Genomic DNA, 25,177 nt, shown 5'->3' on the forward strand with positions numbered 1-25,177 from the left:
CTGCTCCCCGCCCCGCAGCCCGGTTTCAGTGCACTCCGGCCTGCGGCCGCCCGAACAACCCCAGCTGCTCCCCGCCGAGCACGTGGGCATGCACATGAAACACCGTCTGCCCGGCGTCGGCGTCAGTGTTGAACACCACCCGATACCCGCTGCCGGAGATCCCCTCGAGCTCCGCAACCTTCCGCGCCGTCAGCAACACCCGGGACAACAACTCGGGATCCGCCTCGGCCAGCTCCCCCACGTTCCGATACCTCTTCCGAGGCACCACGAGCACGTGCACCCGCGCCTGCGGATTGATGTCGCGGAACGCGAACGTGGCGTCGTCCTGGTACACCACGTCCGCCGGAATCTCCCCAGCAATGATCCGCTCGAACAACGTCTCAGCAGCACCCGCATCGCTCATAAACCCCACCCTACAAAGAGGCACCACCACACCACACGCAACCACCGCGCACCAACGCGAGAGACGCACGGAAGGCAACCACCGCACCGTGGGGGTCCGGGGGGCTCGGCCCCCCGGGAGCAATGGCGGGAACCGCGGAGGCGAAGTATCGCCGCCAGGCGATACGAAGACGCCGCGGCGCGGTGGAGCCTGGGGGTCGCTCCACCGCCGCCGCGGCTCCGCCGGACCGAGGGGGGAGGTGCCCGGCGGGGCATGGGTTCGCGTACTCGAGGGTAATGCCCGCCGGGGGGCGGGCTGAAACCCTGGGGTTCGCATGTTGCGAAGCAGAGTAGCTGGCGGGGGTGCGGCGCGCCATCACCTGGTGCGGATCTTTAGGGGTTCTGCCGGGTTTTCCGGGTTTTGCGGGGGTGTTCGCGGTCAGTGCCAGCGGCCGGTGAGGACGCCCAGTGCGCCTAGTGCAACGGCGGCCGCCGTGGAGGTGCGGAGGACGGTCGGGCCGAGGCGGACCGTCGTGGCTCCGGATTCTTCGAGGAGCGCGAGTTCCTCGTCGGTGATGCCGCCTTCGGGGCCGACGACGAGGAGGAGGTCGCCGCCGTCGGGCAGCGCGAGGTCGGCGAGTTTGCTGGCGACGCCGGATTCGAGGACGAGCGTCGCGGACATCGTGGCGGCCAGCTGCGCGAGTTCGCGGGTGCCGACGGGTTCGGCGACGGCGGGCACGTGGGCGCGGCGGGCTTGTTTCGCGGCCGAGCGGGCGGTGGCGCGCCAGCGGGCGAGGGCTTTCTCGCCGCGGGGTCCGTCGTCCCAGCGGGCGACGCTGCGGGCGGCGCGCCAGGGCACGATCGCGTCGGCGCCGGCTTCGGTGGCCAGTTCGACGGCCAGTTCGCCGCGGTCGCCTTTGGCGAGCGCCTGGGCGACGTGGACGCGCAGCGCGGGCGGTTCTTCTTGCCAGCGCTCGAGAACGGTGAGGGTGACCGAGGCCGCCCGGCCCGCTTCGACGGCGTCCACGGCGCAGCGGGCCATCGCGCCGGCGCCGTCGGAGAGCACGAGCTGCTCCCCCACGCGCAGCCGGCGCACGGTGGCCGCGTGCCGGGCTTCCTCGCCGTCGAGCAGCGCCCGTCCTTCGGCGGGCACCGCCGGGGCGAGGAAGACCGGCAGTGTGGTGTCCGGCACAGTCAGCGGTTCTTCGCGCGGAGCTTGGAGAACAGGCCGCCGTGCTTGCTGCCGTTGGCGGCGAGCGTCGGGACTTCTTCCCCGCGCTGCTGGGCCAGGTCGACGAGCAGGTCGCGCTGGGCCTCGTCGAGTTTGGTCGGGACCACGACGTCGATGTGCACGTGCAGGTCGCCGCGGCCGTCGACGCGGCCGGACGAGCGCAGCCGCGGCATGCCCTTGCCGGTGAGCACCAGTTCGGTGTTGGGCTGGGTGCCGGGCTCGATGTCGAGTTCGTAGTCGCCGTCGACCAGGGTGGCGATCGGGACCGTCGCGCCGAGCGCCGCGGTGGTCATCGGGATGCGGAAGTTGCAGTGCAGGTCGTTGCCCTCGCGGACGAACACCTCGTGCGGGGCCTCGTCGATCTCGACGTAGAGGTCGCCCGCCGGGCCGCCGCCGGGGCCGACCTCGCCCTGTCCGGACAGCCGGATCCGCATGCCGTCGCCGACGCCGGGCGGGATCTTCGCGGTGACGCCGCGCCGCGACCGGATCCGGCCGTCGCCGCCGCACTGGCGGCACGGGTCGGGGATGACCTCGCCGAAGCCGCGGCAGACCGGGCACGGGCGCGCGGTGACGACCTGGCCGAGGAACGACCGCTGCACGGACTGGACCTCGCCGGCCCCGCCGCAGGTGTCGCAGGTCTTGGTGGTCGTGCCCTCGGCGGTGCCCGCGCCGCGGCACAGGTCGCAGACGATCGCGGTGTCGACGGTGATCTCGCGGTCGACGCCGGTCGCGCACTCCTCGAGCGTGAGACCGAGCCGGATCAGCGCGTCGGAGCCGGGCTGCACGCGGCTGCGCGGCCCGCGGCCCCGTCCGCCGCCCCCGCCGGCCGCTCCGAAGAAGGCGTCCATGATGTCGCCGAGCCCGCCGAAGCCGGCGAACGGGTCGCCGCCCCCGCCGCCGCGGCCGCCCGGGTCCATCGGGTCGCCGCCGAGGTCGACGATCTTGCGCTTCTGCGGGTCGGAGAGCACCTCGTACGCGGTGGTCACCTCGCCGAAGCGGTGCTGGGCGTCCTCCGACGGGTTCACGTCGGGGTGGAGCTCGCGGGCCAGCTTGCGGTACGCGCGCTTGATCTCCTGATCGCTCGCGTTCTTGGCCACCCCGAGGATCCCGTAGTAGTCCCTCGCCACGTTGCTCTGCCTTCTCCTTCGTGTTCCGCCGCGTCCCCGGCCCGCCGCCGGTCAGCGGCCGGACAGGATCTGCCCCACGTAGTTGGCGACCGCGCGGACCGCCGCGATCGTTCCCGGGTAGTCCATCCTGGTCGGCCCGACGACGCCCATTCCCCCGAGCAGCATGTCGTCCCGGCCGTAGCCGATCGACACGACCGAGGTGCTGCGCATCTGCTCGTCCTCATTTTCCTCGCCGATGAGCACGGTGACCGCACCGGGGTTGCGGGCCGCCGCGAGCAGCTTCAGGACCACCACCTGTTCCTCGAGCGCTTCGAGCACCTGGCGCAGCGACCCGGGGAAGTCCGCGACGTTGCGGGTGAGGTTGCCGGTGCCGCCGAGCACGATCCGCTCCTCCGGGTGCTCGACCAGCGATTCGACCAGTGTGGTGCAGATCCGGGTGAGGTGGTCGCGCAGGTCCGGCGGGGCGGCCTCGGGCAGTTCGGCCACGTTGGCCGCCGCGTCGGCCAGCCGCCGCCCGGCGAGCGCGCCGTTGAGCACGGTGCGCAGCCGCAGCACGGTCTCCTCGGTGACCACGTCGCCGAGGTCGACCGTGCGCTGGTCGACCCGGCCGGAGTCGGTGATCAGCACGAGCATCAGCCGCGCGGGCGTGAGCGGGACCACCTCGAGGTGCCGGGCGACGGTGTTGGTGAGCATCGGGTACTGCACCACCGCGACCTGGCGGGTGAGCTGCGCGAGCAACCGCACCGACCGGCGCAGCACGTCGTCGAGGTCGGTCCCGGAGTCGAGGAAGCTGGTGATCGCTCGGCGCTCGGCCGCCGACAGCGGCTTGATCTCCGAAAGCCGGTCGACGAACAGCCGGTACCCCTTGTCGGTCGGGATCCGGCCGGCGCTGGTGTGCGGCTGGGCAATGTAGCCCTCTTCCTCCAGCGCGGCCATGTCGTTGCGCACGGTGGCGCTGGAAACGCCGAGGTTGTGCCGCTCGACGATCGTCTTCGACCCGACTGGCTCCTGATTGGCGACGTAGTCGGCGACGATCGCGCGCAGCACCTCGAAGCGACGCTCGTCCGTGTTCGCCACCGGCACCTCCTTCGCGGTCCTCCTGCTACTCACAACGAGTTTACGGACCCGGGAGTGCCCGGCGCGCCCTCCGGTCCCGCCGCCTCCGGGTAAAGGGGAGGGAAACGATTTTTAATAGCGACGAACCGGGCAACTGGGATCTTCGCTTGCAGCGGGAACCGGAACCGGGTTTTCTGCCTCGGAAAGACCATGAACCGCTCCAGCCGAAAGCAGTGGCCGACATGAACGCACTTTCTCCCGAAATCGCCGAAATCCGGCAGCGGGCCGCGGAGGCCCAGGAACGGCTGAAGCACGTGTCGGCGACCGCGACGAGCCAGGACGGCGCGGTCACCGCGACCGTCAACACCGCCGGTGCGCTGCAGGAACTCCAGTTCGGCCCCCGCGCGGACGAGATGCCGCGCGCCGCCCTGGCGGCCGCCGTGCTGGCCACCGCCCGGCGCGCCCAAGCCCAGGCGGCACAGCAGCTGACCGCGATCATGGCTCCGGTGATCGGCGAGCACAGCGACGCGATGAAATTCCTCGAAGAACAGATCCCGGAGCCGGAAATCCCGGAGGAACCGGCCCCTCCCGCCCCGCCGCAGCCGCAATTCTTCGACGCGCAGGAAGATTCGGCCCCTCCCGCCCCGCCTGCCCGGCCCGCGCGCCCCGCCCGCCCGGCGCCGGACCCGACGGAGGACGACGACTACTACGGCGGCGGCTCGATCCTGGGGAGGAACTGATGACCGGACCTCACGTCGACCTTCCGTCGCTGCGCGAGCACAAGAGCGAGGTCGAGAACATCGCGGCGGGCGTGCACACCGCGGCGCAGGCCACCGACTCCGGCCAGTCGTTCGGCGACGACGCGTTCGGCATCGTCGGCCAGGTGTTCGCGATGCCGCTGCAGCTGTGGATGTCGAGCGCGACCTCGTTCGTGAAGGACCTGGGAGGCGAAGGCGACGAGATCGCGAACCTGCTGCAACAGGCCCACGACCACTACGACGCGCACGAGCAACAGACTGTCGGCCACATCAACGGCCTCGGCAAGGAGCTGCCGGAATGACCGAGACGAAGGCAAACCCGCTGGTCGCGAAATCGGAATCGCCGAGCGGGCCGACCACGAACATGGGGTCGTCCTCGAACGAACTGGACAACCTCAACGCCCAGACCTCCGGCGCGGGAATCGTCAACGACGGCGCCGCGACGCTCACCGACTTTCGGAACGGCGACTGGGGCAACTTCGGCGTGGACGTCGTCACCGACGGTCTCGACCTGCTCGGCGTGGCGATGGACCCGCTCGGCAGCCTGGCCAGCGCGGGCGTCGGCTGGCTGATCGAGCACATCAGCTTCCTCAAGGAGGGTCTCGACCAGCTCGCGGGCAACCCGGAAGCGGTCACCGCCAAGGCCGTGACCTGGTCGAACATCTCGAAGCAGCTGACCGAGAGCGCGGACCAGTACGAGCAGGCCGCGAGCAAGGTGGCACCGAACTTCCAGGGCCAGGGCGGCCAGGCCTACCAGGGCCGCGCGAAGGAGTACGCGGACAAGCTCCGCAACGCGGCCGGGCAGGCCAACGGCGCGTCCACCGCGATGAACGTCGCCGGCGCCCTGGTCGGCACCGAGCGCGGGCTGATCCGCGACATGATCTCGTCGTTCGTGGGCGAGTTGATCGTCAAGGGCCTTGCCGCGCTGGCGTCGTCGTGGTGCACGTTCGGCGGCACGGTGGCCGCGTTCATCGCCGACACCGTCGTCGAAGGCGGGATCCTGGCGGAGAAGATCGGCACCCGGATCGCGAAGGTCGTGGAGAAGCTCGACAAGCTCGCGGAGAGCGCGGGCAAGTCGAAAGCCGCCATCGAGCAGGCCGCGAACGCGTTGCGCAAGGCTGGCAAGGCCGCGGGCAAGATCACCGACAAGAGCGTCGACGTCGCCGTGAACCTGGAGAAGAAGGCCGGGGAGCTGAAGGACGCGGGCAAGGCCGAGTCCGCCGCGGCCAAGGCCGACGGCTGGAAGGACGCGGCCAAGGACAAGGTGCAGTCCCCGCTGAACGACACTTGGAAGAAACGGGTCGACGACTGGGGCGAAACCTACTCGGAGGACGGCCGCAAGGTGCTCAGCCCGAAGGCCTGGAGGGAAGCTGAGGGCGGCTTGCCGAAGTGGAGCCCCGCCGACACGGTCGGCGTCGGCGCCGAGACCCGGCGGCAGGAGAACGAACAGTACGACCGGTACTCGGAAGCTTCCGAAGCCGCCAAGAAGGAACGCGAGGCCGAAGAGGCGAAGGGCGGCTCCGGCGAGTGACCGAGCAAGCGGTGCAGGCAGCCGCGGACCAGGCCAACCGCGAAGGCAAACTGCATCCGTCCCAGCGGCGGATGGTGCTGGACGGCAACTTCTGGACGCTCGTCGTGGTGCTTCTCGTCCTCATCGCGCTGGCGGTCCTGACGCCGATCAAGATCGGCATGAGCCCCTCGGAGATCCGGACGTCCAACGACCTCGCCGCCTTCTTGCACAAGCCGCTGACCTCGTACTGGTCGCAGAACGCGCCCTTGTTCGTGATGTCGCTGGTGTGGCTCGTCCTCGCGGTGTATCCCGGGCGCGCGATCCGGCGGCGGCTGGCGGACTGGCGCGGGGGCAAGGTCGACGTGGTGGCGGGCCTGACGCACGATTTCGGGCACGTGCAGCACCGGCCGTCCGGCGTCCTGCCCCCGATGTACCTGTACGAGATCACGGAACGGATCCCCTTCACCTACCTCGTCGTGAACGGCAAGAGCTATCGGCTCGATCCCGACCTGAAGAGCCGGGTGCTCGGCGGCCGCACCAACGGCGCGGTCTTCACCCCGCGCAGCAAGTTGCTGGTCAACGTGGTCGCCGCGTGACCGCGAAGGCCGATCCCGGCGAGGTCGCCGCCGCCAATCTCGCCGGGCGGCTGCACCCGAGCCAGCGCGGGGTGGTCCTGGGCTGGTTCTTCTGGGCGATCTGGGTGTTCGTCGCGATCGAGGTGGCGATCGCGGTCGTCGCGGTCGTCAAGGCCGGCTTCACCGCGTCCGCGCTGGTGGCGGTGGCGGTCGCCCTGATCATTCTCGTACTGGCGATCCGGTTCGGGCGGCGGCAGTTCGCCGACTGCCGCGCGCCGCTGACGGTCGTGCCCGGGCCGGCGCACGATTTCGGCGCCGGTCCGATCACCGACGACTATCCGGTCGGGTTCAAGCACGTGCCGCGAGGTCCGGGAACCACCGAAAAATGGCAGCTTCGCGTGGGCGGCCGCACCCACGCCGTCAGTCCGGATCGAGGCAAGCGGCTGGCGACTGAGCGGGTCGTCGCGGTGTGCTTGCTGGGGAACAGTGGCTCCGTGGCGAGCATCGTCGGCGAGAACGGCGTGTGGTGAACCCGGGTCAGGAGTTCTTCGGGAACCCCAGGTTCACCCCGGCGTGCGAGGTGTCCGGCCAGCGGGACGTGACCACCTTCGTCCGCGTGAAGAAGTGGAATCCCTCCGGCCCGTAGGCGTGCGTGTCGCCGAACAGGGAGTCCTTCCAGCCGCCGAAGGAGTAGTAGCCGACCGGGACCGGGATGGGCACGTTCACGCCCACCATGCCCACTTCCACCTCGTTCTGGAAGCGGCGCGCCGCCCGTCCGTCGGCGGTGAAGATGGCCGTTCCGTTGCCGTAGGGGTTGGCGTTGATGAGCGCGAGCGCGTCGTCGAAGCTCGTCGTGCGCGCGACGGACAGCACCGGCCCGAAGATTTCGTCGGTGTAGACCGCCATACTGGGCGTCACGCGGTCGAAAAGCGTGGGACCGAGCCAGAATCCCTCGCCCGCGCCGTCCGCTTCCACGCCCCGGCCGTCCATCACGAGTTCCGCGCCTTCGGCCACGCCGGTGTCCACATAGGACGAAACTCTCTCGTGGTGCGCCCGGGTCACCAGCGGACCCATCTCCGACGACGGCTTGCGGCCGTCCCCGACGCGCAGTTTCCGCATCCGGTCGGCGATCTTGGCCACCAGCTCGTCCGCGATCGGCTCGACGGCGACCACCACCGAAACCGCCATGCACCGCTCCCCCGCCGAGCCGAAACCGGCGGACACGGCGGCGTCCGCGGCCAGGTCGAGGTCGGCGTCCGGGAGCACGACCATGTGGTTCTTCGCCCCGCCGAGCGCCTGCACTCGCTTGCCGTGGTTGGTGCCGGTTTCGTAGACGTAGCGGGCGATCGGGGTCGAGCCGACGAAGGAGACCGCCTTGACGTCCGGGTGCGCGAGAAGCCCGTCGACCGCGACTTTGTCGCCCTGCAGCACGTTGAATGCACCGGACGGCAGGCCCGCTTCGGCGAGCAGCTCCGCGATGAACAACGCGGCGGACGGGTCCTTCTCGCTCGGCTTGAGCACGACGGTGTTGCCGCACGCCAGCGCGTTCGGCACGAACCAGAGCGGCACCATCGCGGGGAAGTTGAACGGCGAGATCACGCCGACCACGCCCAGCGGCTGCGCGATCGAGTAGACGTCGACGCCCGTGGAAGCGTTCTCGCTGAACCCGCCCTTGAGCAGCTGCGCCGCGCCGCACGCGTATTCGACGTTCTCGATCGCGCGCGCGACCTCGCCCGCGGCGTCCGATTCGACCTTCCCGTGCTCGCTCGTCACGATCTTCGCCAGCTCGTCCTTGCGCGCCTGAAGCAGCTCGCGGAAGGCGAACAGCACGCGCGTGCGCCCGGCGAGCGACGTGCCCCGCCAGCCCGGCAGCGCGGCGGCCGCGGCGGCCACGGCCTGGTCCACCTCGGCCGGTCCGGCGAAGTCCACCTGCGCGCTGACCTGGCCGGTGGCCGGGTCGTACACGTCGCCGGTGCGTCCGGAGCCGACGACCGGCTTGCCGTCGATCCAATGGCTGATGCGGTCGGTCACGACGTCCGCTCCTTCCGGTCGGGTGTCCACGAGTCTCCGGGCGAGGCGCCCGCCTCCGCCATCGACAACGTGTACGGACTACCCCTCTCCGCCGTACAGTCTGTGCCCTGCCGGCCAGCAAGGGGGACCGATGTACCCGACCGTCGCCGAGGCGCTCGCGTTGCCGGTGCTGCGCCAGGGGTGCCCGCGCGTGGTCGCGGGCAGCACCGGGCTCGAACGGCGGGTGCGCTGGGCGCACGCGGCCGAGGTCGCCGACATCGCGCACCTGCTGCGCGGCGGGGAACTGGTGCTCACCACCGGCGTCGCACTCCCGGACGACGACGCGGCGCTGACCCGGTACGTCGCCGATCTCGCTGAGGTGGGCGTCGCGGGTCTGGTGGTCGAGCTGGTGCGGCACTGGAACGACCGGCTGCCGCGCGCCCTCGTTACGGCGGCCGAGCAACGCGGGCTGCCGCTGGTGACGCTGTCCCGCGAGACGCGCTATGTCGCGGTGACCGAGGCAGTGAACGGAATGATCGTGGACGCGCAGCTCGCCGAGCTCCGGGCGGCGGAACGGGTGCACGAAACGTTCACGTCGCTGACCGTCGCCGGTGCCGAGCCATCCGCGGTGCTGGCCGAGGTGGCGCGGCTGACCGAACAGCCGGTCGTGCTGGAAACGCTGGAACACGAAGTCCTCGCCTACGACACGGCAGGCACGGATCCGGGCGAGCTGCTGATCGGCTGGCCAGCGCGGTCGCGGGTGGTGCAGGTCGGCGAGCGCACCGGGTACCACTCGGCAGCGGGCTGGCTGGTCACCGTCGTCGGCGCGCGTGGGCACGACTGGGGACGGCTGGTGCTGGTGTGCGCCGAACCGCCGCCGCATCGGTATCAGGTGGTCGCCGAACGGGCTGCGTCCGCGCTCGCGGTGCACCGTCTCGTCGCGCGCGACTCCGACACTCTCGAACGGCAAGCACACCGCGCGGTGTTGACCGAACTGCTGAATTCGCCCGCGCCGACCGCGGAAATCCTCGCGCGCTCTTCCGCGCTCGCCGTGCCGTTGACCGGACGACAGTTGGTCGGCCTCGCGGTACGGCCGCGTATTACCGCCACGGCGCGGCCAACGCTGTCCACGCCGCCGCTGCTGCGCGAACTGGCCGAAGCGACCGCGCTCGCGACGCGACGCGCGAAGGTGTCCGCGCTGGTCTCGACCGACGAAACCGCCGTACGCGCGCTTCTCGCGCTCTCGCCGGAAGCCAACGCCGACGCCGTACTCGAGCGCTTAGCCACCGACATCCACGACGCGCGCACATCCGCGCCAGCCGCGCTTGGCGTCGGCACGACTGTCACAGGCCCCGCTGAAGCGCACCGTACTTTGGTCGAAGCAGCACATGTCGCTGCCGCTGCTCTCGACGAGGACGACGGACAGCCGTTGCACCGTCTCAAAGATGTTCGGCTACGCGGCCTGCTGCACCTTCTCGCCGACGACGAGCGCGTACACGCCTTCGCCGCTCGAGAATTAGGCCCGCTGTTGGAACGCGACGCCGCCTCCGGCAGTCGCCTCGTCCCGGCCTTGCGGCACTACTGCGCACACGGCGGCAACAAGTCCGCCGCGGCCGTCGCCGCCCACACTTCGCGGACGGCGTACTACCAGCAGCTCGCCCGGATCGAACAGGTGCTGGGAGTGCGATTGGAAGATCCGGAGTCGATGTTGTCGCTGTACGTGGCATTGCTCGCGCACGACCTCGGCGCCGCCACCCGTCCGAGCGAGGAAAACCCACCCGGACGAGGAGCACAGTGATCGGGTTCGCGGCGCCGATATCCCTCCCATGGTGTTCTCTTCCTTCGCTCCGGTCGCAGCTGCCCTGCTCGGGTTCGGCGGCCTGGCCGCGCCGCACGTCCCGGAGTCCATGCTGCAGCTGACCCTGCACGAGACCTCCGGGCGCGTCACGAGCGCGACCCTGACCTGCGACCCCACCGGCGGCACGCACCGCCACCGCGACACCGCCTGCGCGACCCTCAAGGCGGTCGACGGCGATTTCTCCCGCATCGCGCCGCACCGGCAGAAGTGCACGATGATCTACTCGCCGGTGGACGTCACGGCGCTGGGCAGCTGGCGCGGCACGCCGGTGACGTACCGGGCGACGTACCCGAACAAATGCGCGGCGGACAGCCAGTCCAACGGGGTGTTCGCGCTCTAGCGTCCGGCCGCTCGCGACCGCGGCAATCGGTTCCGGCGACCCCGGGGATCGGTTGCCGCGGCGGACAATTCGGTGGGACTCCGTCGCGATTCCGCCTAGGCTGCGTCGTCGTGCTCACCCCGACGACCCTGCGCGAGCTGTACTACGCGGTGCACGGCTACCCCGGCTCGGCGTTGTTCTCCGACGTGCTGTCCCCGTGGCTCGACGAGCACGCCGTCGGAATGCGCGAAATGCTGGCCCCGCTGGCAGTCTGCGGACAATGGCAGCGCACGGAATACGTCTGGGGCGATCTGCTCGAGCAAGCGTATGCGCTCAGCCGGATCAGCGACCTCCTGTTGCTGGGCTTCCAGTCCGGTCTCCCGGACGGTGCCGAAACGCCGTTCGCGCACCACCTGCACCTGCCGGAGCACGACGTGCGCGTCACGGCCGACGAGTACGTCCGCTTTTTCTCCGCACTCGGCATGCGGCGCGTCGAGGTCGCGCGGTTCGATCCGTTCTTCCACGAGATCGCGGCCGTCGAGCAGAGCGGCGATCCGGAAGAGCCGATCGAGATCGTCGCCGAGCAGTGGCCGTGCTTGATGTTCGGCGAACTGCTGTTCGTCCGCGCGGGCGTGCGCGTGCGGGCCGGGGAACGCCACGCGAAAGCCGGGCTCGCGGACCGGTCGACGCTCCAGGAATCGTTCCTCCGCCGCCATCGGCCGACCAGCGACGGATCGCTCGGCTGGGGCCACAATTCGCAATGGAAGACCGACTTCCGCCGCGACTACCTGACCGCGGACGCCTACCGGTTCCACGTCGACGCGAACGCGGACATCGACCACGAGAGCCCGTTCAGCACCGCGGAGCTGACTCCGGCGGAGCGCCGCGACCTGGTCCGCCACCGCTGCGCCGTCACGCCCGCCTCGTACCTCCCGGAGGTCGAAGAGCCCTCGGCCGACTGGCGGCTGACCGTGCCCCGGAACTGAACCCGTCACGCGCACGGCTTCGCCTGGACGATCTCCCTGGCCCGCGAACGGCTCAAATTCCAGGCAGGCCACGGGTCGTCGGGCAGGGAACCGGCGAGCGGACGCAACAGGCAAGCCGCGTCGGGACGGCGTTCCGCTACGACTGGGGCCACATCGGCGGAGAACCGGCTCAAGTAGCGGATGTCGAGCGGCTTGCCTTCCGCCGCCCGGTCCAGGTTGGCGGTCGTGATCGCCGCTTCCGGGTTCACCGCGGCCAATCCCAGCAGTGCCAGCGCGGCGGTCGCGATCGCCGCCCGCGGCAGCCAGCCCGCACGGAGCGTGCCGAGCGTCGCTCCGATCAGGACGAACACCACGCCCAGCCAGATCTCGCACACCTCCACCAGCAGGCGCAGCACGGTGAATCCGTAGGCCTGCTGGTATGTCCACATGCGACTCAACGCGGACAGCACGACGACCAGGCTCAGCACGGTGAGCGCGCCGAGCAGCACCCGCAACACCGTCCGGTCGGCGCGGGTGGTTTTCGGTGCCCAGCGCAGTGCCGCGGCGACGATGCCGAGGGTCAGCACGGTGCAGGCGCAGAGTTGCCAGAAACCGCCGCGCGCGTAGTCCGCCGAGGTGAGGCCGTCGGTGCGGAGGACGTAGCCCGTGCCGCCGAACAGAGCGGTCGCCTGCACGCCGACGTACGCGGTGAACAGCACGGACAAGGTGCCGAGCAGGGACGTCCACGACAGCCGCTCGCCGAACGTCGTTGGCTGGTTTTCCTTCTCAGGCAAGGGATCCGAAGCGATCAGGAAGACGGCCGCCATCGCCGCGAAACCCACGGCGAACACCAGCGCGCCTTGGACGACCGAAACGGGACGCACTTCCGGAACGAGGTCGCCGACGAACTGCGCGAACCGCGGATCCGCGCTGATCAGCAACGGCAAGAACACCACGAGGACCAGCCCGGACAGCAGAACCGCCCCGAGGACCCGTCCCTGCCGCCGACCGGAACGGGGACCCCGGCGGAACAGCCACGGCACCGCGCGGAACGCTTCGAGCGGGACGGCGAGAACGTCGTACGTCGTGCCGTGCACAGTCCGCTTGCCGACGACCGCGAGCGACGCCGCGACTGCCGCCGCGAGCGCGCACAAGGCGAACAGCCATTCCGCCGCCCGCACGGCTCCGACCGCGAGCAGCGCGATCGCCAGCAGCGCCCACGCTGCCTGCCGCCACCGCCTCGTTCCGTTTCTCGTGCCGAACCGCCGCGCGCACGCCAAGAACACCGCGGTCGCGATCAGCAGAGCCAGCACCCAGCCGATCCCGGGCCGGTCCACCGGCACGACGACCGCCCCTGCGACCGCGACCGCCAGCGCGGCCGGTTTCGCCCCGGCAGGCACCGCGGATTCGGCCCGCTCGAACAACGGCCGCGGCCCCGGCTGCCGGACGACCCGCACGACCCAGGGCGGAACGGCATGGGCGGGGTGCTGCTGGATCTGCTGGGACATGAAACCTCTCTTCGCGATAGCAAACAGCTGAATGTGTGATGGGCCGCGGGAGAAACTCGACGACCGCAATTGCTCGGGAGGGTGCTGCGGAGGCGGCTGGCGTGCGGGAGTTCCCGCCCGGCCGGTGCGCGATTCGGCGGTCCGTGAGGGGAACCCTGACGGAATCAGAGTCCGTCAGGGTTCCCCTCACGGACTCTGACGGAGACACGCAGCACGCCCTCGACGAGAACCCGGCTCCAGAACCGACCGCCTCCGGGAAACCCGGATCAACGACCGCCATGCCCGACACCCGCCGCCAGGCGGGCGCCGTCGCCCGGCACCCGAACCGCCCGCCGGAATCCACCACCGTCAACCACGCCCGAGACGCAGCCCCCAGCAGGCAACGTCACCCGGGCTGCGAGCCCACCACCGCCAACCACAGCCAAAGCCGAGCCTCAAGCAGCTGCCACCCGGACTGCGAGCCCGAACCCGCCACCGCCGACCGCGCCCGAAGCCGAGCCTCAAACAGGCAACGTCACCCGGACTGCGAGCCCACCACCGCCGACCGCGCCCGAAGCCGAGCCTCAAGCAGGCAACGTCACCCGGATCCGGCACCCCGGCCCGCCACCGCCGCCTGCCGGGCCTCCCCCGGGAAGCGCCTCGACCGGCTCCGGGTCGACCACCGCGACGGTTCCTCCGTGCAGTTCCACCACCCACCGCACGATCGCCAGGCCCAGTCCGGTCCCGCCGCCTCCGGCGCGTTCTCCCCGGGTGAACCGCTCGAACACCCGGTCCCGGTCGGGTTCCGGAATACCCGGCCCCTGGTCGTGCACCTCGATCCGCGCTTCCCCGGCCTCGACCCGCGCCAGCACCGCCACCTCTCCCCCGGCCGGGCCGTGCCGGGCGGCGTTCTCCAGCAGGTTCAGCACCACCTGGTAGATCCGCTCCCGGTCGGCGGGCACCGTCGCGCCCGGCGGGGTCACCGAAACCGCGAACCGGACTCCCCGGCCCGCCGCGGCGGCCATCGCTTCCGCCTCCGCGGCGACCTCGGCCAGCAGGTCCTCGAGGTCGACCGGCGACCGGTCCAGCGGCATGGTCCCGGCGTCGATCTGCGACAGGTCCAGCAGCTCAGTGACCAGCCGCCCCAGGCGTTCGGTCTGGTGCAGAGCCGTGCGGAGCGTCGCGGGATCCGGCGAGGCGACGCCGTCCACGAGGTTCTCCAGCACGGCGTTCAACGCGGTGATCGGCGTCCGCAGCTCGTGCGACACGTTCGCGATCAGTTCCCGGCGCTGGCGGTCCGCGGTGGACAGGTCGGCGGCCATCTGGTTGAACGCCGCGGCCAGCGAGCCGACCTCGTCGCGGGCGGTGGCGCGGATCCGGCGCGTGTAGTCGCCTTTCGCCATCGCCCGCGCGGCGGCGGTCATCTCGCGCAGCGGCCGCGTCATGCCGTGCGCCAGGACCTGCGACGTCAGCAGCGCGATCACCACCGCGGTCACCGTCGTGCGCGGCGGCAGCCAGCCGATCTGGTAGCGGAAGAACGCGAACGCGATCCCGCCGGACGCGACCATCAGGATCGCCAGTTTCAGCTTGATCGAGCGGATCCCGTCCAGCGGCCTCGGCAGCACCTCGACGGCTTTCGCGAAAAACGGCTTCACGCCGGAACCTCCAACGCGTACCCGACTCCGTGCACGGTCCGGATGAGATCGGCCCCGAGTTTCCGCCGGAGAGCCTTGATGTGGCTGTCCACCGCCCGGGTGCCGGCCCCGGTCGCCTGCACGTCCCAGTCCCACACCTCGCTCAGCAGCCGTTCCCGCGGCTGCACCGCACGCGGCCGGCGCGCGAAATGCACCAGGAGATCGAATTCGATCGGCGTCAGCTGGGCGGGTTCGCCCCCTCGGCGAACCCGCCGTTCCGCGATGTCGATCTCCAAGTCCCCCAGCACGATCCGCTCCTCCGCCGCGGCCGACGAGCGCTCCACCCGGCGCAGCAGCGCCTGGATCCGCGCGGACAGCACGCGCATCGAGAACGGCTTCGTGAGGTAGTCGTCCGCGCCGACGCCGAGGCCCACCAGCAGGTCGGTCTCGTCGGCGCGGGCGGTGAGCATCAGCACCGGCACCGGCCGCCGCGCCTGGATCCGGCGGCAGACCTCGAGACCGTCGAAACCGGGCAGCATCACGTCGAGAACCACCAGGTCGGGACTGGTCGCCGCCTCCGCCTCGACCGCCGCCGGACCGTCGTGCGCGACCGTCACGGAGAACCCTTCCGCGCTCAGCCGGGCGTCGATCGACGCGGCGATGGTGAGGTCGTCCTCGACGACCAGCACCCGTCTTCCCCCGTTGTCCATGCCGCCGACTTTAGGCAATCGCCGTGGAGGCCGTCCGGGCGAGATGTGGAGATCCGGTGGAGATGTTTCCGCCGTTTTGCCCCCGGATGTCGGCCGTGTTGTGACGTACGTCATGCACTTTCGCGCGGTCCGGCGCAATCGACAGACTGCGCCGAGGGCGGCCGAACAGTGAACAGTCTGTCTCTGCCCCCGGCCCCCGCCCGGCGCGCAGGATTCCGCAATGGAGCCGACGACACGTGAGCACAGCCGGGTGGACCTCGGCGACGTGCGGGCGCTGCGGGGCAGCCGGTTCTTCAACGACGAACTGGCCCCGGTCCCGGTCGAGAAACGGACCTGGACGACCTACAACTATTTCGCGCTCTGGATGGGGATGGCGCACAACATCCCTTCGTACGCGCTGGCCGCGTCGCTCATCGCGCTCGGCATGAACTGGCTGCAGGCGCTGATCACCATCACGATCGGCAACCTGATCGTGCTCGCGCCGATGCTGCTCAACAGCCACGCGGGCACCAAATACGGCATCCCGTTCCCGGTGTTCGCCCGCGCGTTCTACGGCCTGCGCGGCGCGAACCTCGCCGCGCTGCTGCGCGCGTTCATCGCGTGCGGCTGGTTCGGCATCCAGACCTGGGTGGGCGGCGAGGCGATCTACGTGATCGTCGGACGCCTGGCCGGATCCGGCTGGCGCGATTCGGCGGTGCTCGCCGGGCAGCACTGGACGCTGTGGCTGTCGTTCGCGGTGTTCTGGCTCGTGCAGATGCTGATCATCTGGCGCGGCATGGAGGCGGTCCGCAAGTTCGAGAACTGGACCGCGCCGCTGGTGTCGGTCGGGTTCCTGATCCTGCTCGGCTACGTGCTGGTCAAGGCGGGCGGATTCGGCCCGATCCTGCACGACGGCGGGAAGCTCGGCTGGGGACCGGGGTTCTGGAAGGTGTTCGCGCCGTCGCTGATGGCGATGATCGCGTTCTGGTCGACGCTGTCGCTGAACATGCCGGACTTCACGCGCTTCGGCGGCAGCCAGCGCAAGCAGATGCGCGGCCAGATCCTCGGGCTGCCGACGACGATGACGTTCATCGCGATCGTCGCCATCCTCACCACGTCCGGCGGGCACGTGCTCTACGGGCAGGACATCTGGGACCCGGCGCAGCTGGCGGACAAGTTCTCCAGCCCGGTCGTGGTGGTCGTCGCGCTGATCGCGCTGGTGCTGGCGACGATCTCGGCCAACCTGGCGGCGAACGTCGTCAGCCCGTCCTACGATTTCTCGAACGCCTTCCCGAAGCGGATCACCTTCGCGCTCGGCGGCCTGATCACCGGTGTGATCGGCATCCTGATCCAGCCGTGGCGGCTCTATTCCGACCCGGACATCTACATTTTTGCCTGGCTCGGCTTCTACGGCGGCCTGCTCGGCGCGGTCGCCGGGGTGCTCGTCGCCGGGTACTGGGTCGTGAAGCGGACCCGGCTGAAGCTCGCCGACCTGTACCTGGAGAGCGGGCAGTACTGGTTCACCGCGGGCTGGCACTGGCGTGCGCTCGTCGCGACCCTGATCGGCGCGGTGCTCGCGGTCGGCGGCGCCTACGGCGGGCCGTTCCCGGCGGACGGGCTCATTCCTTTCCTGAAACCTTTGTACGACTACAACTGGGCAGTGGGATTCGTCGGCGCCTTGATCGCCTACACCCTGTTCAGCCTTCCCTTGAACGCGCACCGGAACGAGGAGGAAACCAGTGTCTGACACGGTCCGAGCCGGCTTGATCCAGCAGCGGTGGACGGGTGACAAGGAATCGATGATCGCGAACGCGGTCGACGCCGTCGGCAAGGCGGCTTCGCAGGGCGCGCAGGTGGTGTGCCTGCAGGAACTGTTCTACGGCCCGTATTTCTGCCAGGTGCAGGACGCCGATTTCTATTCCTACACCGAGGCGATCCCGGACGGCCCCACCACGAAGCTCATGCAGGAGGTCGCCGAACGGCACGGCGTGGTGCTCGTGGTGCCGATGTACGAACAGGAACAGCCGGGCGTCTACTACAACACCGCGGCGGTGATCGACGCCGACGGGAAATACCTCGGCATGCACCGCAAGAACCACATTCCGCAGGTGAAAGGCTTCTGGGAGAAGTTCTACTTCAAGCCGGGCAACCTCGGGTATCCGGTTTTCGACACCGCGGTCGGCCGGATCGGCGTGTACATCTGCTACGAACGGCACTTCCCCGAAGGCTGGCGTGCACTCGGGCTGGCCGGGGCGCAGATCGTGTTCAACCCGTCGGCGACGAGCCGCGGACTGTCGGAGTATCTGTGGCGGCTGGAGCAACCGGCGGCCGCGGTGGCGAACGAGTACTACGTCGGCACGATCAACCGGGTCGGCGTGGAACCGCTGGGCGACAACGACTTCTACGGCCAATCGTACTTTGTGGACCCCCGCGGCCAGCTCGTCGGCGAGGCGGCTTCGGACACCGAGGAGGAGATCGTGGTCCGCGATCTCGACCTGGGCAAGCTCGCCGAGGTCCGCGACCTGTGGCAGTTCTACCGCGACCGCCGCCCGGACACCTACGGCCCGCTCGCGGAGGCCTGATGAGTGTCCTGATCTCCGGCGGGCAAGTAGTTTCGCCGTCCGGCGCGGTCGCCGCCGACGTGCTGGTGGACGGCGAAACCATCGCGGCGGTCGGCGCGCCCGGGACGCTGACCGGCGACGAAACTCTCGACGCGACCGGAAAGTACGTGCTTCCCGGCGGAATCGACGCGCACACGCACATGGAAATGCCGTTCGGCGGCACGCATTCCGTCGATTCCTTCGAGACCGGCACGATCGCCGCCGCGTGGGGCGGCACGACGACGATCATCGACTTCGCCGTGCAGGCCAAGGGCACCTCGCTGTTGTCCACTCTGGACAAGTGGCACGCCAAAGCGGACGGCAACTGCGCGATCGACTACGGGTTCCACATGATCGTGTCGGACGTCAACGACTCCACGCTGAAGGAAATGCGGGCGTGCGTCGACGGCGGCGTCGGCAGTTTCAAGATGTTCATGGCCTACCCCGGGGTTTTCTATTCCACCGACGGGGAAATCCTGCGCGCCATGCAGCAGGCGCGCGAGATCGGCGCGACGATCATGATGCACGCGGAAAACGGCATCGCGATCGACGAACTCGCCGCGCAGGCGGTCGCCGCCGGGCACACCGACCCGGTGCAGCACGGTCTCACCCGGCCGCCCGAGCTGGAAGGCGAGGCGACCTCCCGGGCGATCCGGCTCGCCCAGGTGACCGGATCCCCGCTGTACATCGTGCATTTGTCGGCTTCGCAGGCGCTCGCCGCGGTCGCCGAGGCTCGGGACAACGGGCAGAACGTCTTCGCCGAGACCTGCCCGCAGTATCTCTATCTGTCCATTGAGGACCTGGCGAAACCTGATTTCGAGGGTGCCAAGTTCGTGGCTTCGCCGCCGCTGCGGGAAAAATCGCACCAGGCGGACCTGTGGCGCGGCCTCCGGACGAACGACCTGTCCGTGGTTTCGACCGACCACTGCCCGTTCTGTTTCAAGGACCAGAAAGAACTGGGCCGCGGCGATTTCCGGGCGATTCCGAACGGGATGCCGGGCGTCGAGCACCGGATGGACCTGCTGCACCAGGGCGTCGTCGCGGGCGAGATCTCGCTGGGCCGCTGGGTCGAGACGTGCTCGGCGACGCCCGCGCGGATGTTCGGCCTGTACCCGCGCAAGGGCGTGATCGCGGCGGGTTCGGACGCGGACATCGTGGTGTACGACCCTTCGGCCGCGCAGACCCTCTCGGCGGCTACGCACCACATGAACGTGGATTACTCGGCGTACGAAGGGTTTTCGCTCACCGGGAAGGTCCACACTGTCCTGTCGCGCGGTCGCGTCGTGGTGTCGCCGGACGGATTCCACGGCAGCCCTGGACACGGAAAGTTCTTGTCCCGCGAACTCAATCAGTATCTGAATTGAGGGTTTCCTGATGGATTTCGGGATCGTGCTGCAGACCGACCCGCCCGCGGCGGAGGTCGTGCGGATGATGAAGGCCTCCGAGGACGCCGGGTTCCGGTACGGCTGGACGTTCGACTCGTGCGTGCTGTGGCAGGAACCGTTCGTGATCTACTCGCGGATCCTCGAAGCGACGTCCTCGCTGGTCGTGGGCCCGATGGTGACCAGCCCGGGCACGCGGGACTGGTCGGTGATGGCGTCGACCTTCGCGACGCTCAACGACATGTTCGGCAACCGCACGGTGTGCGGCATCGGCCGCGGCGATTCCGCGCACCGCGTCGTCGGCCGTCCGCCGTCCACTTTGGCCACCGTGCGGGAATGCATGCGCGTGGTGAAGGATCTCGCCGAGGGCCGCGAGGTCACGATGAACGACACCGCGGTCCGCATCCCGTGGATCCGCGGCGGGCGGCTGGAAATGTGGATGGCCGGGTACGGTCCGAAGGCGCTGCAGACCGTGGGCGAACACGCGGACGGCTTCATCCTGCAATGCGCCGACCCGGCCATCGCCCGCTGGACCATCGGCGCGGTCCGAGACGCCGCGCGCGCCGCGGGCCGCGATCCCGGCGGAATCACGATCTGCGTCGCGGCCCCGGCATACGTCGGCGAAGACCTGGCACACCAACGGGAACAGCTTCGCTGGTTCGGCGGAATGGTCGGCAACCACGTCGCGGATCTGGTAGCCCGCTACGGCTCGTCCGGCCCGGTGCCGCACGAGCTGACCGACTACATCCGCGAGCGAGAAGGCTACGACTACTCCCACCACGGCCGCGCCGGAAACCCGTCGACCGCGTTCGTGCCGGACGAGATCGTCGACCGCTTCTGCCTCCTCGGCCCGGCCTCGGCGCACATCGCGAGGCTGGAGGAATTGGCGGAGCTGGGAGTGGACCAGTTCGCGCTGTACCTGATGCACGACGAGCGGGAGGAGACCTTGGCGGCTTATGGGGCGCAGGTGATTCCTAAGCTGACCGCCTGATCAGTCCACCATCGCCTGATAAACCAGCTGCCGCAGCTGCTGCCGGATCGGATAAGTCGACGACGGCAGCAGCTGCGTGTAAAACGCCACCGTCAAATCCTCGTCCGGGTCCACCCAGAACGCTGTCGAAGCCGCCCCTCCCCACGCGTACTCACCAGGCGTGGCAAGGGTTTTCGCCTTCACCGAGTCGATCAGGACCGAGAAGCCCAGACCGAAGCCGTACCCGTCGAAGGGCATCTCCGCGAACAGCGGGCGGCCGTACGCCTCCAGATCCACGTGGCCCGGCAGGTGGTTGGCCGTCATCAGGTCCACCGTGCGCGGGCTCAGCACTCGCACGCCGTCGAGTTCGCCGCGGCGCAGCAGCATTTGCGTGAACCGGTGGTAGTCCGCCGCCGTCGAGACCAGGCCTCCGCCGCCGGACAGGCACGTCGGGCGGGACGTGCCCAGTGCGCCGAAGACGTCGTTGCGCACCAGCTTTTTCGTCTTCGGCGCGGGCACGTACAACGCCGCCAGCCGGTCGGTGTCCGAGGTCCAGAACCCGGTGTCGGTCATGCCCAGCGGGCCGAAGATCCGCTCGGCGAACACCTCGTCGAGCGGCTTGCCCGCGAGCACCTCGACCAGCCGGCCGAGGACGTCGGTCGCCACCGAGTAGTTCCACTCGGCCCCGGGCTGGAACACGAGCGGGAATCGCGCCCACGCCCGCGTGCACTCCGCCAGATCCAGCCCGGACGGCGTTCCCCATTCGTACCCGCCCGCGCGGTAGATCGCGTCGACCGGATGCGTGTGGTGGAAGCCGTAGGTGAGGCCCGCGGTGTGCGAAAGCAGGTGCCACAGCCGGATCGGTTCGGCCGCCGGCTCGGTGACCGGGGCCAGCGCCGAACCTTTCGCGTACACCCTCGGCTCGGCGAATTCCGGCAGCCAGCGCGAGATCGGGTCGGCGAGGTCGATCAGGCCCTCCTCGACGAACGTCATCGCGGCCACCGACGTGACCGGTTTCGACATCGAGAAGATCCGCCAGATCGTGTCGGTCTCGACCGGGGCGCCGGCCTCGACGTCCCGCGCGCCGTGCGACGCGACGTGCACGATCCGGCCGTGCCTGCTCACCACCGCGAGGTAGCCCGGCAGCAGGCCGTCGTCGACGTACCGGGCGAATTGCCGGTCGATCCGCCGCAGCCGTGCCCCGTCGAAACCCGCGTCGGCCGGATCGGCCTCCACCTTCACCTCGGTCGCCATGGCGGCGACCTTACGCCGTACTGGCCGCTTTCCGCTCCGCTGCCTTTTCCTCGCGCCAGGCCTCGTCGTTCTTGCCCTCGCGCCAGTATCCGGACAGCGACACCGCGTCCCGCGCGACGCCGCGCTCGTCGAACAGGTACCGCCGCAGCTCCCGCACGAAACCGGCCTCGCCGTGGACGAACGCGTGCACGTCCCGGTCCGGCCACGGCAGCCCCTTCACCGCGGCGACCAGGTCGTCGGACGCCGACCGGTGCAGCCACGTGACCTGCGCGTCGGCCTTCGTCGCGAGCGGCTGGTGCTCGGATTCGTCCGCCACGAGCAGGAACACGTGCGCCAGCGCCCCCGGCGGCAGCGCTTCGAGCGCGGCGGCGATGGCGGGCACCGCCGATTCGTCGCCCACCAGCAGATGCCAGCCGGCGTCGGCACGCGGCGCGTACGCCCCGCCCGGACCGGCCAGCAGCAGCTCGTCGCCCGGCTGCGCGCTTTGCGCCCACGGACCGGCGAGCCCCTCGTCGCCGTGCACCACGAAATCGAGCACCAGTTCGCCCGCCGCCTCGTCGTACGAGCGGACCGTGTACGTGCGCAGCCGCGGAGCGTGCTCGCGCGGCAGTTCCTCGCGGATCCGGTTCAGGTCGAACGGCTCCGGATACTCCACCCCGGGCACCTTGAAGATCACCTTCACGTACGCGTCGGTGAACTCGTTCGGGCGGAACTCCTTCAACCCCTCGCCGCCGGCCACGATCCGGATCATGTGCGGCGTCAGGTGCTCCTTGCGCAGCACCTCCAGCCGCACCGCGGTCCTCCCCTTGCGCGCCGGACCTTCGGCCATCGAACACCCCTGTTTCAGTAAGGTTTACCTAAGTCGTGGCTCCCACGGTACGCGCCTTCACTCTTTCCGCCCAGTGCCGCCGCCGGAGAGTTCGGGAAGCGTCGCCAGGAAACCGGCCGTGACCCGTTCCCGGAACCCGACGAAGAACCGGTTCGCCGCGAGCACCGCCCACCACTGCCCGGTCGCCGCGTTCCGGATCCGGTGGGTGACGAGCGAACCGGCCGGATCGTCGGCGACCTCGTACTCCGCGCGGTACCACCAGCCGCCCTGCACGGCGAGGAACCGGCGTTCGCGGTCCACTTCCAGCTTCATCGGATACGGGCCCGGCGCGGTCAGCCGCTCCTCGACCCGCGCGAACACTTCCGCGGGCGGGGCCGGGACGACTCCGGACACCTCGACGATCGTCCTCATGCTTCCCACGGCTTCGACACCCGCGTGTTCTGGAACGCGGTGATCTTCCAGCCCTCGTCGTCCCGCACCAGGACGTAGGTCAGCGTGCTTTCCCGGCCCTCCGCGGCGGGGTCGCCGCCGCCGGTCAGCGAGGAACCGCCGCCGGCCACGACGACCGCGACGTCGTCCCGCGGGAACCGCACCCGCGGGTCGCCGAATCCGGTCAGCTTCGAGCCTTTCAGCGGTCCCTCGAACAGCTCCCGGTGCGAGTCCGCGATCGCCTGGCGGCCGGCCGACCGGTGCCCGAAGAACGTCACGTAATCGGCGTCTTCGGTGAACAGGTTCCCGTAAGCGGTGGCGTCGCCGCTGTTCCAGGCGTCGGCGAGGCGGGCGAGGACGGACAGGACTTCTTCGCGCTGCGACATGCTGATTCCCCTTAACGAACGTCGTTCGCGTACAACCCCAGGTGTACTCACGAACACCGTTCGCGTCAAGGGCGGGGTCGGCTAGGCTTCGGACATGACCGCACCGCCCCCGCCCTGGCGCCGGACGCCGAGCCCGCGCCGGCGCGCCGCGAAGCAGATGCTGTCGCAGGAACTGATCGTGAAAACCGCGCTCGAAATCCTCGCCGCCGAGGGCATCGACGCCGTCTCGATGCGCCGGGTCGCGCAGCAGCTGGAGACCGGGCCCGCGTCGCTTTACGCGTACGTGGCCAACAAAGAGGAACTCGACGAGCTGATGCTCGACGCGGCGCTCAGCGAGGTGCCGTGCCCGGAACCGGATCCGCAGCGGTGGACCGAACAGGTCAAAGAGCAAGTACGGCACCAGATCCGGGCGATGATGGCGTATCCGGGCATCGCGAAAGTCGCGTGGCAGACGCCGATCCCGGTGACGCCGAATTCGCTGCGGCAGGGCGAAGTCATGCTGCAGCTGCTGCGCGCGGGCGGCTTGGACCTCAAACGGGCGGTGTTCGCCGGCGACGCGCTGAGCACGTACGCCAAGGCATTCGCGTACGAGGCCAGCGGCTGGACCTTCGGCGACTACGACCCGGGAAAAATGAGCGAGCGCGGGCGGCAGATGGCCGACTACATGCGGTCGCTGCCCGCGAGCGCGTTCCCGAACCTCTTGCGGGCCGGGGAATTCTTCACCGCGGAGACCAGCCGGCCCCGCCTCGACTTCGCCCTGGAGGCGTTCGTGGCGGGGCTGGCGGCGATGGTCAGCAGGTAAGCACGATCTTTCCGCGGGTGTGGCCCTGTTCCAGTTCGCGGTAGGCGGCCTGGACTTCGGCGAGCGGGTACGTCGCGGCGATCGGGACGTCGAGCAATCCCTTGTCCGCCAACGCCACGAGGTCGCGCATGACCTCGGCACTGGCCCCGGCGATGTTGCCGTCGGTCTTCGCCCGGTACTTCTCGGCGGCGGCGAAGTCGACCACCGTGTCGATCCGGCCGGGGTAGACGCCGAGCCGCAGGGCGAGTTCGACGTAACCGTCGCCGTAGGTGTCGACGAACGCGTGCACCTGGTCGCCGGTCAGCTCGCGGAGCCGCTCTTCGAGCCCTTCGCCGTACGCGATCGGGACGATGTCGTGCTCGCGCAACCACTCGTGGTTCGCTTCGCTCGCGATGCCGATCACGGTCGCCCCAGTGAGCCTCGCCAGCTGCACGGCCAGCGAGCCGACCCCGCCCGCGGCCCCCGACACGACCACCGTCTCGCCCTCGCGCGGGCACACCGCGGCGACCGCGGCGTACGCGGTCGTTCCGGCCACGAACAACCCGCCCGCGACCTCCCACGACAGCCCGCTCGGCTTCGGGACGAGGTGCTCCGCCGGGACGAGCACGTACTCGGCGTGGCTGGAGCGGGTGTGCACGAATCCGACGACCTCGTCGCCGACCTGGATTTCCTCGACGTCCGCGCCCAGTTCCTCCACCACTCCGGCCAGGTCGCTGCCCTGCCCGGACGGGAAGGTCGACGGCCAGCGCTCCGCCAGCGCGCCCACCCGGATCTTCGTTTCCCCCGGATTGATCCCCGCGGCCCGGACCCGCACGAGCACCTGCCCGGATTCCGGCGCCGGCCGGGGCACTTCGGCCAGCTGCAGCACTTCGATCCCGCCGTGTTCGCCGTATCTGACCGCTTGCGGCATACGCGTCTCCCTCGC

The 25,177-nt window shown here is 70.0% G+C and carries 26 protein-coding genes; 13 read left to right on the top strand and 13 right to left on the bottom strand.

Annotated features, from left to right (window positions below; genetic code table 11):
- Positions 1–25: 25 nt before the first annotated feature.
- The 4 genes from CU254_RS26455 to hrcA form a co-directional block, all read right to left on the bottom strand.
- Positions 26–403, bottom strand: a complete 378-nt coding sequence (locus CU254_RS26455; RefSeq protein WP_009080962.1) for a histidine triad nucleotide-binding protein — start codon at positions 401–403, stop codon at positions 26–28.
- 417 nt (positions 404–820) lie between these two features.
- The gene (locus CU254_RS26460; protein WP_037714907.1) at positions 821–1,573 is read right to left on the bottom strand and encodes a 16S rRNA (uracil(1498)-N(3))-methyltransferase; all 753 of its coding nucleotides are present in this window, start codon (positions 1,571–1,573) and stop codon (positions 821–823) included.
- A 2-nt stretch (positions 1,574–1,575) separates the two neighbouring features.
- Entirely contained in the window at positions 1,576–2,739 is a 1,164-nt protein-coding gene (gene dnaJ / locus CU254_RS26465; RefSeq protein ID WP_037714910.1) for a molecular chaperone DnaJ, read from the bottom strand.
- Between the two features lie 51 nt (positions 2,740–2,790).
- Complete coding sequence (hrcA, locus tag CU254_RS26470; RefSeq protein ID WP_037714912.1) at positions 2,791–3,816, bottom strand: heat-inducible transcriptional repressor HrcA; 1,026 nt, start codon at positions 3,814–3,816, stop codon at positions 2,791–2,793.
- A gap of 221 nt (positions 3,817–4,037) precedes the next feature.
- Here hrcA and CU254_RS26475 point away from each other — a divergent pair, with 221 nt between their 5' ends.
- Genes CU254_RS26475 through CU254_RS26495 form a run of 5 tightly spaced genes read left to right on the top strand, consistent with a single transcriptional unit; the run spans position 4,038 to position 7,168 of the window.
- Positions 4,038–4,535: a YbaB/EbfC family nucleoid-associated protein gene (locus tag CU254_RS26475; protein WP_009080968.1), complete on the top strand. Its 498-nt coding sequence runs from the start codon at positions 4,038–4,040 to the stop codon at positions 4,533–4,535.
- Positions 4,535–4,855: a type VII secretion target gene (locus CU254_RS26480; protein WP_009080969.1), complete on the top strand. Its 321-nt coding sequence runs from the start codon at positions 4,535–4,537 to the stop codon at positions 4,853–4,855. Before CU254_RS26475 ends, CU254_RS26480 begins: the two co-directional genes overlap by 1 nt.
- Positions 4,852–6,084, top strand: a complete 1,233-nt coding sequence (locus CU254_RS26485; protein WP_009080971.1) for a hypothetical protein — start codon at positions 4,852–4,854, stop codon at positions 6,082–6,084. Before CU254_RS26480 ends, CU254_RS26485 begins: the two co-directional genes overlap by 4 nt.
- Positions 6,081–6,659, top strand: coding sequence for a hypothetical protein (locus tag CU254_RS26490; protein ID WP_009080973.1), 579 nt, complete (start codon positions 6,081–6,083; stop codon positions 6,657–6,659). The genes CU254_RS26485 and CU254_RS26490 overlap by 4 nt, the downstream gene beginning before the upstream one ends.
- On the top strand, positions 6,656–7,168 hold the full coding sequence (locus CU254_RS26495) for a hypothetical protein (RefSeq protein ID WP_009080974.1): 513 nt from the start codon (positions 6,656–6,658) through the stop codon (positions 7,166–7,168). The genes CU254_RS26490 and CU254_RS26495 overlap by 4 nt, the downstream gene beginning before the upstream one ends.
- 7 nt (positions 7,169–7,175) lie before the next feature.
- On the opposite strand, the gene CU254_RS26500 is transcribed toward CU254_RS26495, so the two are convergent.
- Entirely contained in the window at positions 7,176–8,669 is a 1,494-nt protein-coding gene (locus CU254_RS26500; RefSeq protein ID WP_009080976.1) for a CoA-acylating methylmalonate-semialdehyde dehydrogenase, read from the bottom strand.
- 130 nt (positions 8,670–8,799) lie between these two features.
- Here CU254_RS26500 and CU254_RS26505 point away from each other — a divergent pair, with 130 nt between their 5' ends.
- From CU254_RS26505 to CU254_RS26515, 3 genes are all read left to right on the top strand, one after another.
- Entirely contained in the window at positions 8,800–10,446 is a 1,647-nt protein-coding gene (locus tag CU254_RS26505) for a PucR family transcriptional regulator (RefSeq protein WP_009080978.1), read from the top strand.
- Positions 10,447–10,474: 28 nt separating this feature from the next.
- Entirely contained in the window at positions 10,475–10,846 is a 372-nt protein-coding gene (locus CU254_RS26510; protein ID WP_009080979.1) for an SSI family serine proteinase inhibitor, read from the top strand.
- Positions 10,847–10,956: 110 nt separating this feature from the next.
- A complete protein-coding gene (locus CU254_RS26515) occupies positions 10,957–11,811 on the top strand; it encodes a hypothetical protein (RefSeq protein WP_100266886.1) in 855 nt (284 codons plus the stop codon).
- Positions 11,812–11,816: 5 nt separating this feature from the next.
- Here CU254_RS26515 and CU254_RS26520 read toward each other — a convergent pair whose 3' ends face one another.
- The 3 genes from CU254_RS26520 to CU254_RS26530 all read right to left on the bottom strand — a co-directional run bounded on the left by CU254_RS26520 (position 11,817) and on the right by CU254_RS26530 (position 15,600).
- Positions 11,817–13,298, bottom strand: coding sequence for a DUF4153 domain-containing protein (locus CU254_RS26520; protein ID WP_009080981.1), 1,482 nt, complete (start codon positions 13,296–13,298; stop codon positions 11,817–11,819).
- A 563-nt stretch (positions 13,299–13,861) separates the two neighbouring features.
- Entirely contained in the window at positions 13,862–14,932 is a 1,071-nt protein-coding gene (locus CU254_RS26525; protein WP_009080983.1) for a HAMP domain-containing sensor histidine kinase, read from the bottom strand.
- Positions 14,929–15,600 (bottom strand): response regulator transcription factor, encoded by a 672-nt coding sequence (locus CU254_RS26530; protein ID WP_037714914.1) that lies wholly within the window; start codon positions 15,598–15,600, stop codon positions 14,929–14,931. The genes CU254_RS26525 and CU254_RS26530 overlap by 4 nt, the downstream gene beginning before the upstream one ends.
- Positions 15,601–15,841: 241 nt before the next feature.
- Here CU254_RS26530 and CU254_RS26535 point away from each other — a divergent pair, with 241 nt between their 5' ends.
- Genes CU254_RS26535 through CU254_RS26550 form a run of 4 tightly spaced genes read left to right on the top strand, consistent with a single transcriptional unit; the run spans position 15,842 to position 20,573 of the window.
- A complete protein-coding gene (locus CU254_RS26535; RefSeq protein WP_009080987.1) occupies positions 15,842–17,347 on the top strand; it encodes an NCS1 family nucleobase:cation symporter-1 in 1,506 nt (501 codons plus the stop codon).
- On the top strand, positions 17,340–18,182 hold the full coding sequence (locus tag CU254_RS26540; protein ID WP_009080989.1) for a nitrilase-related carbon-nitrogen hydrolase: 843 nt from the start codon (positions 17,340–17,342) through the stop codon (positions 18,180–18,182). Before CU254_RS26535 ends, CU254_RS26540 begins: the two co-directional genes overlap by 8 nt.
- Positions 18,182–19,564 carry a dihydropyrimidinase gene (hydA, locus tag CU254_RS26545; protein WP_037714916.1) on the top strand — a complete coding sequence of 461 codons (1,383 nt, stop codon included), beginning with the start codon at positions 18,182–18,184 and terminating at the stop codon, positions 19,562–19,564. The genes CU254_RS26540 and hydA overlap by 1 nt, the downstream gene beginning before the upstream one ends.
- 10 nt (positions 19,565–19,574) lie before the next feature.
- Positions 19,575–20,573 carry a TIGR03842 family LLM class F420-dependent oxidoreductase gene (locus CU254_RS26550; protein ID WP_009080992.1) on the top strand — a complete coding sequence of 333 codons (999 nt, stop codon included), beginning with the start codon at positions 19,575–19,577 and terminating at the stop codon, positions 20,571–20,573.
- Here CU254_RS26550 and CU254_RS26555 read toward each other — a convergent pair whose 3' ends face one another.
- From CU254_RS26555 to CU254_RS26570, 4 genes are read right to left on the bottom strand one after another with little or no spacing between them, the layout of a single operon-like run.
- The gene (locus CU254_RS26555; protein WP_009080995.1) at positions 20,574–21,806 is read right to left on the bottom strand and encodes a serine hydrolase; all 1,233 of its coding nucleotides are present in this window, start codon (positions 21,804–21,806) and stop codon (positions 20,574–20,576) included.
- 10 nt (positions 21,807–21,816) lie between these two features.
- Positions 21,817–22,635, bottom strand: a complete 819-nt coding sequence (locus tag CU254_RS26560; RefSeq protein ID WP_037714918.1) for a siderophore-interacting protein — start codon at positions 22,633–22,635, stop codon at positions 21,817–21,819.
- Positions 22,636–22,692: 57 nt separating this feature from the next.
- Positions 22,693–23,046 carry a hypothetical protein gene (locus CU254_RS26565; RefSeq protein WP_037714919.1) on the bottom strand — a complete coding sequence of 118 codons (354 nt, stop codon included), beginning with the start codon at positions 23,044–23,046 and terminating at the stop codon, positions 22,693–22,695.
- Positions 23,043–23,450: an SgcJ/EcaC family oxidoreductase gene (locus CU254_RS26570; RefSeq protein WP_037714921.1), complete on the bottom strand. Its 408-nt coding sequence runs from the start codon at positions 23,448–23,450 to the stop codon at positions 23,043–23,045. The genes CU254_RS26565 and CU254_RS26570 overlap by 4 nt, the downstream gene beginning before the upstream one ends.
- A 94-nt stretch (positions 23,451–23,544) precedes the next feature.
- On the opposite strand from CU254_RS26570, the gene CU254_RS26575 reads away from it, so the two are divergent.
- On the top strand, positions 23,545–24,252 hold the full coding sequence (locus CU254_RS26575) for a TetR/AcrR family transcriptional regulator (RefSeq protein WP_009081000.1): 708 nt from the start codon (positions 23,545–23,547) through the stop codon (positions 24,250–24,252).
- On the opposite strand, the gene CU254_RS26580 is transcribed toward CU254_RS26575, so the two are convergent.
- The gene (locus tag CU254_RS26580; RefSeq protein WP_009081002.1) at positions 24,242–25,162 is read right to left on the bottom strand and encodes an NADP-dependent oxidoreductase; all 921 of its coding nucleotides are present in this window, start codon (positions 25,160–25,162) and stop codon (positions 24,242–24,244) included. The genes CU254_RS26575 and CU254_RS26580 overlap by 11 nt on opposite strands.
- Between the last annotated feature and the right edge of the window lie 15 nt (positions 25,163–25,177).

The organism is Amycolatopsis sp. AA4 (assembly GCF_002796545.1).
Taxonomy (GTDB): domain Bacteria; phylum Actinomycetota; class Actinomycetes; order Mycobacteriales; family Pseudonocardiaceae; genus Amycolatopsis.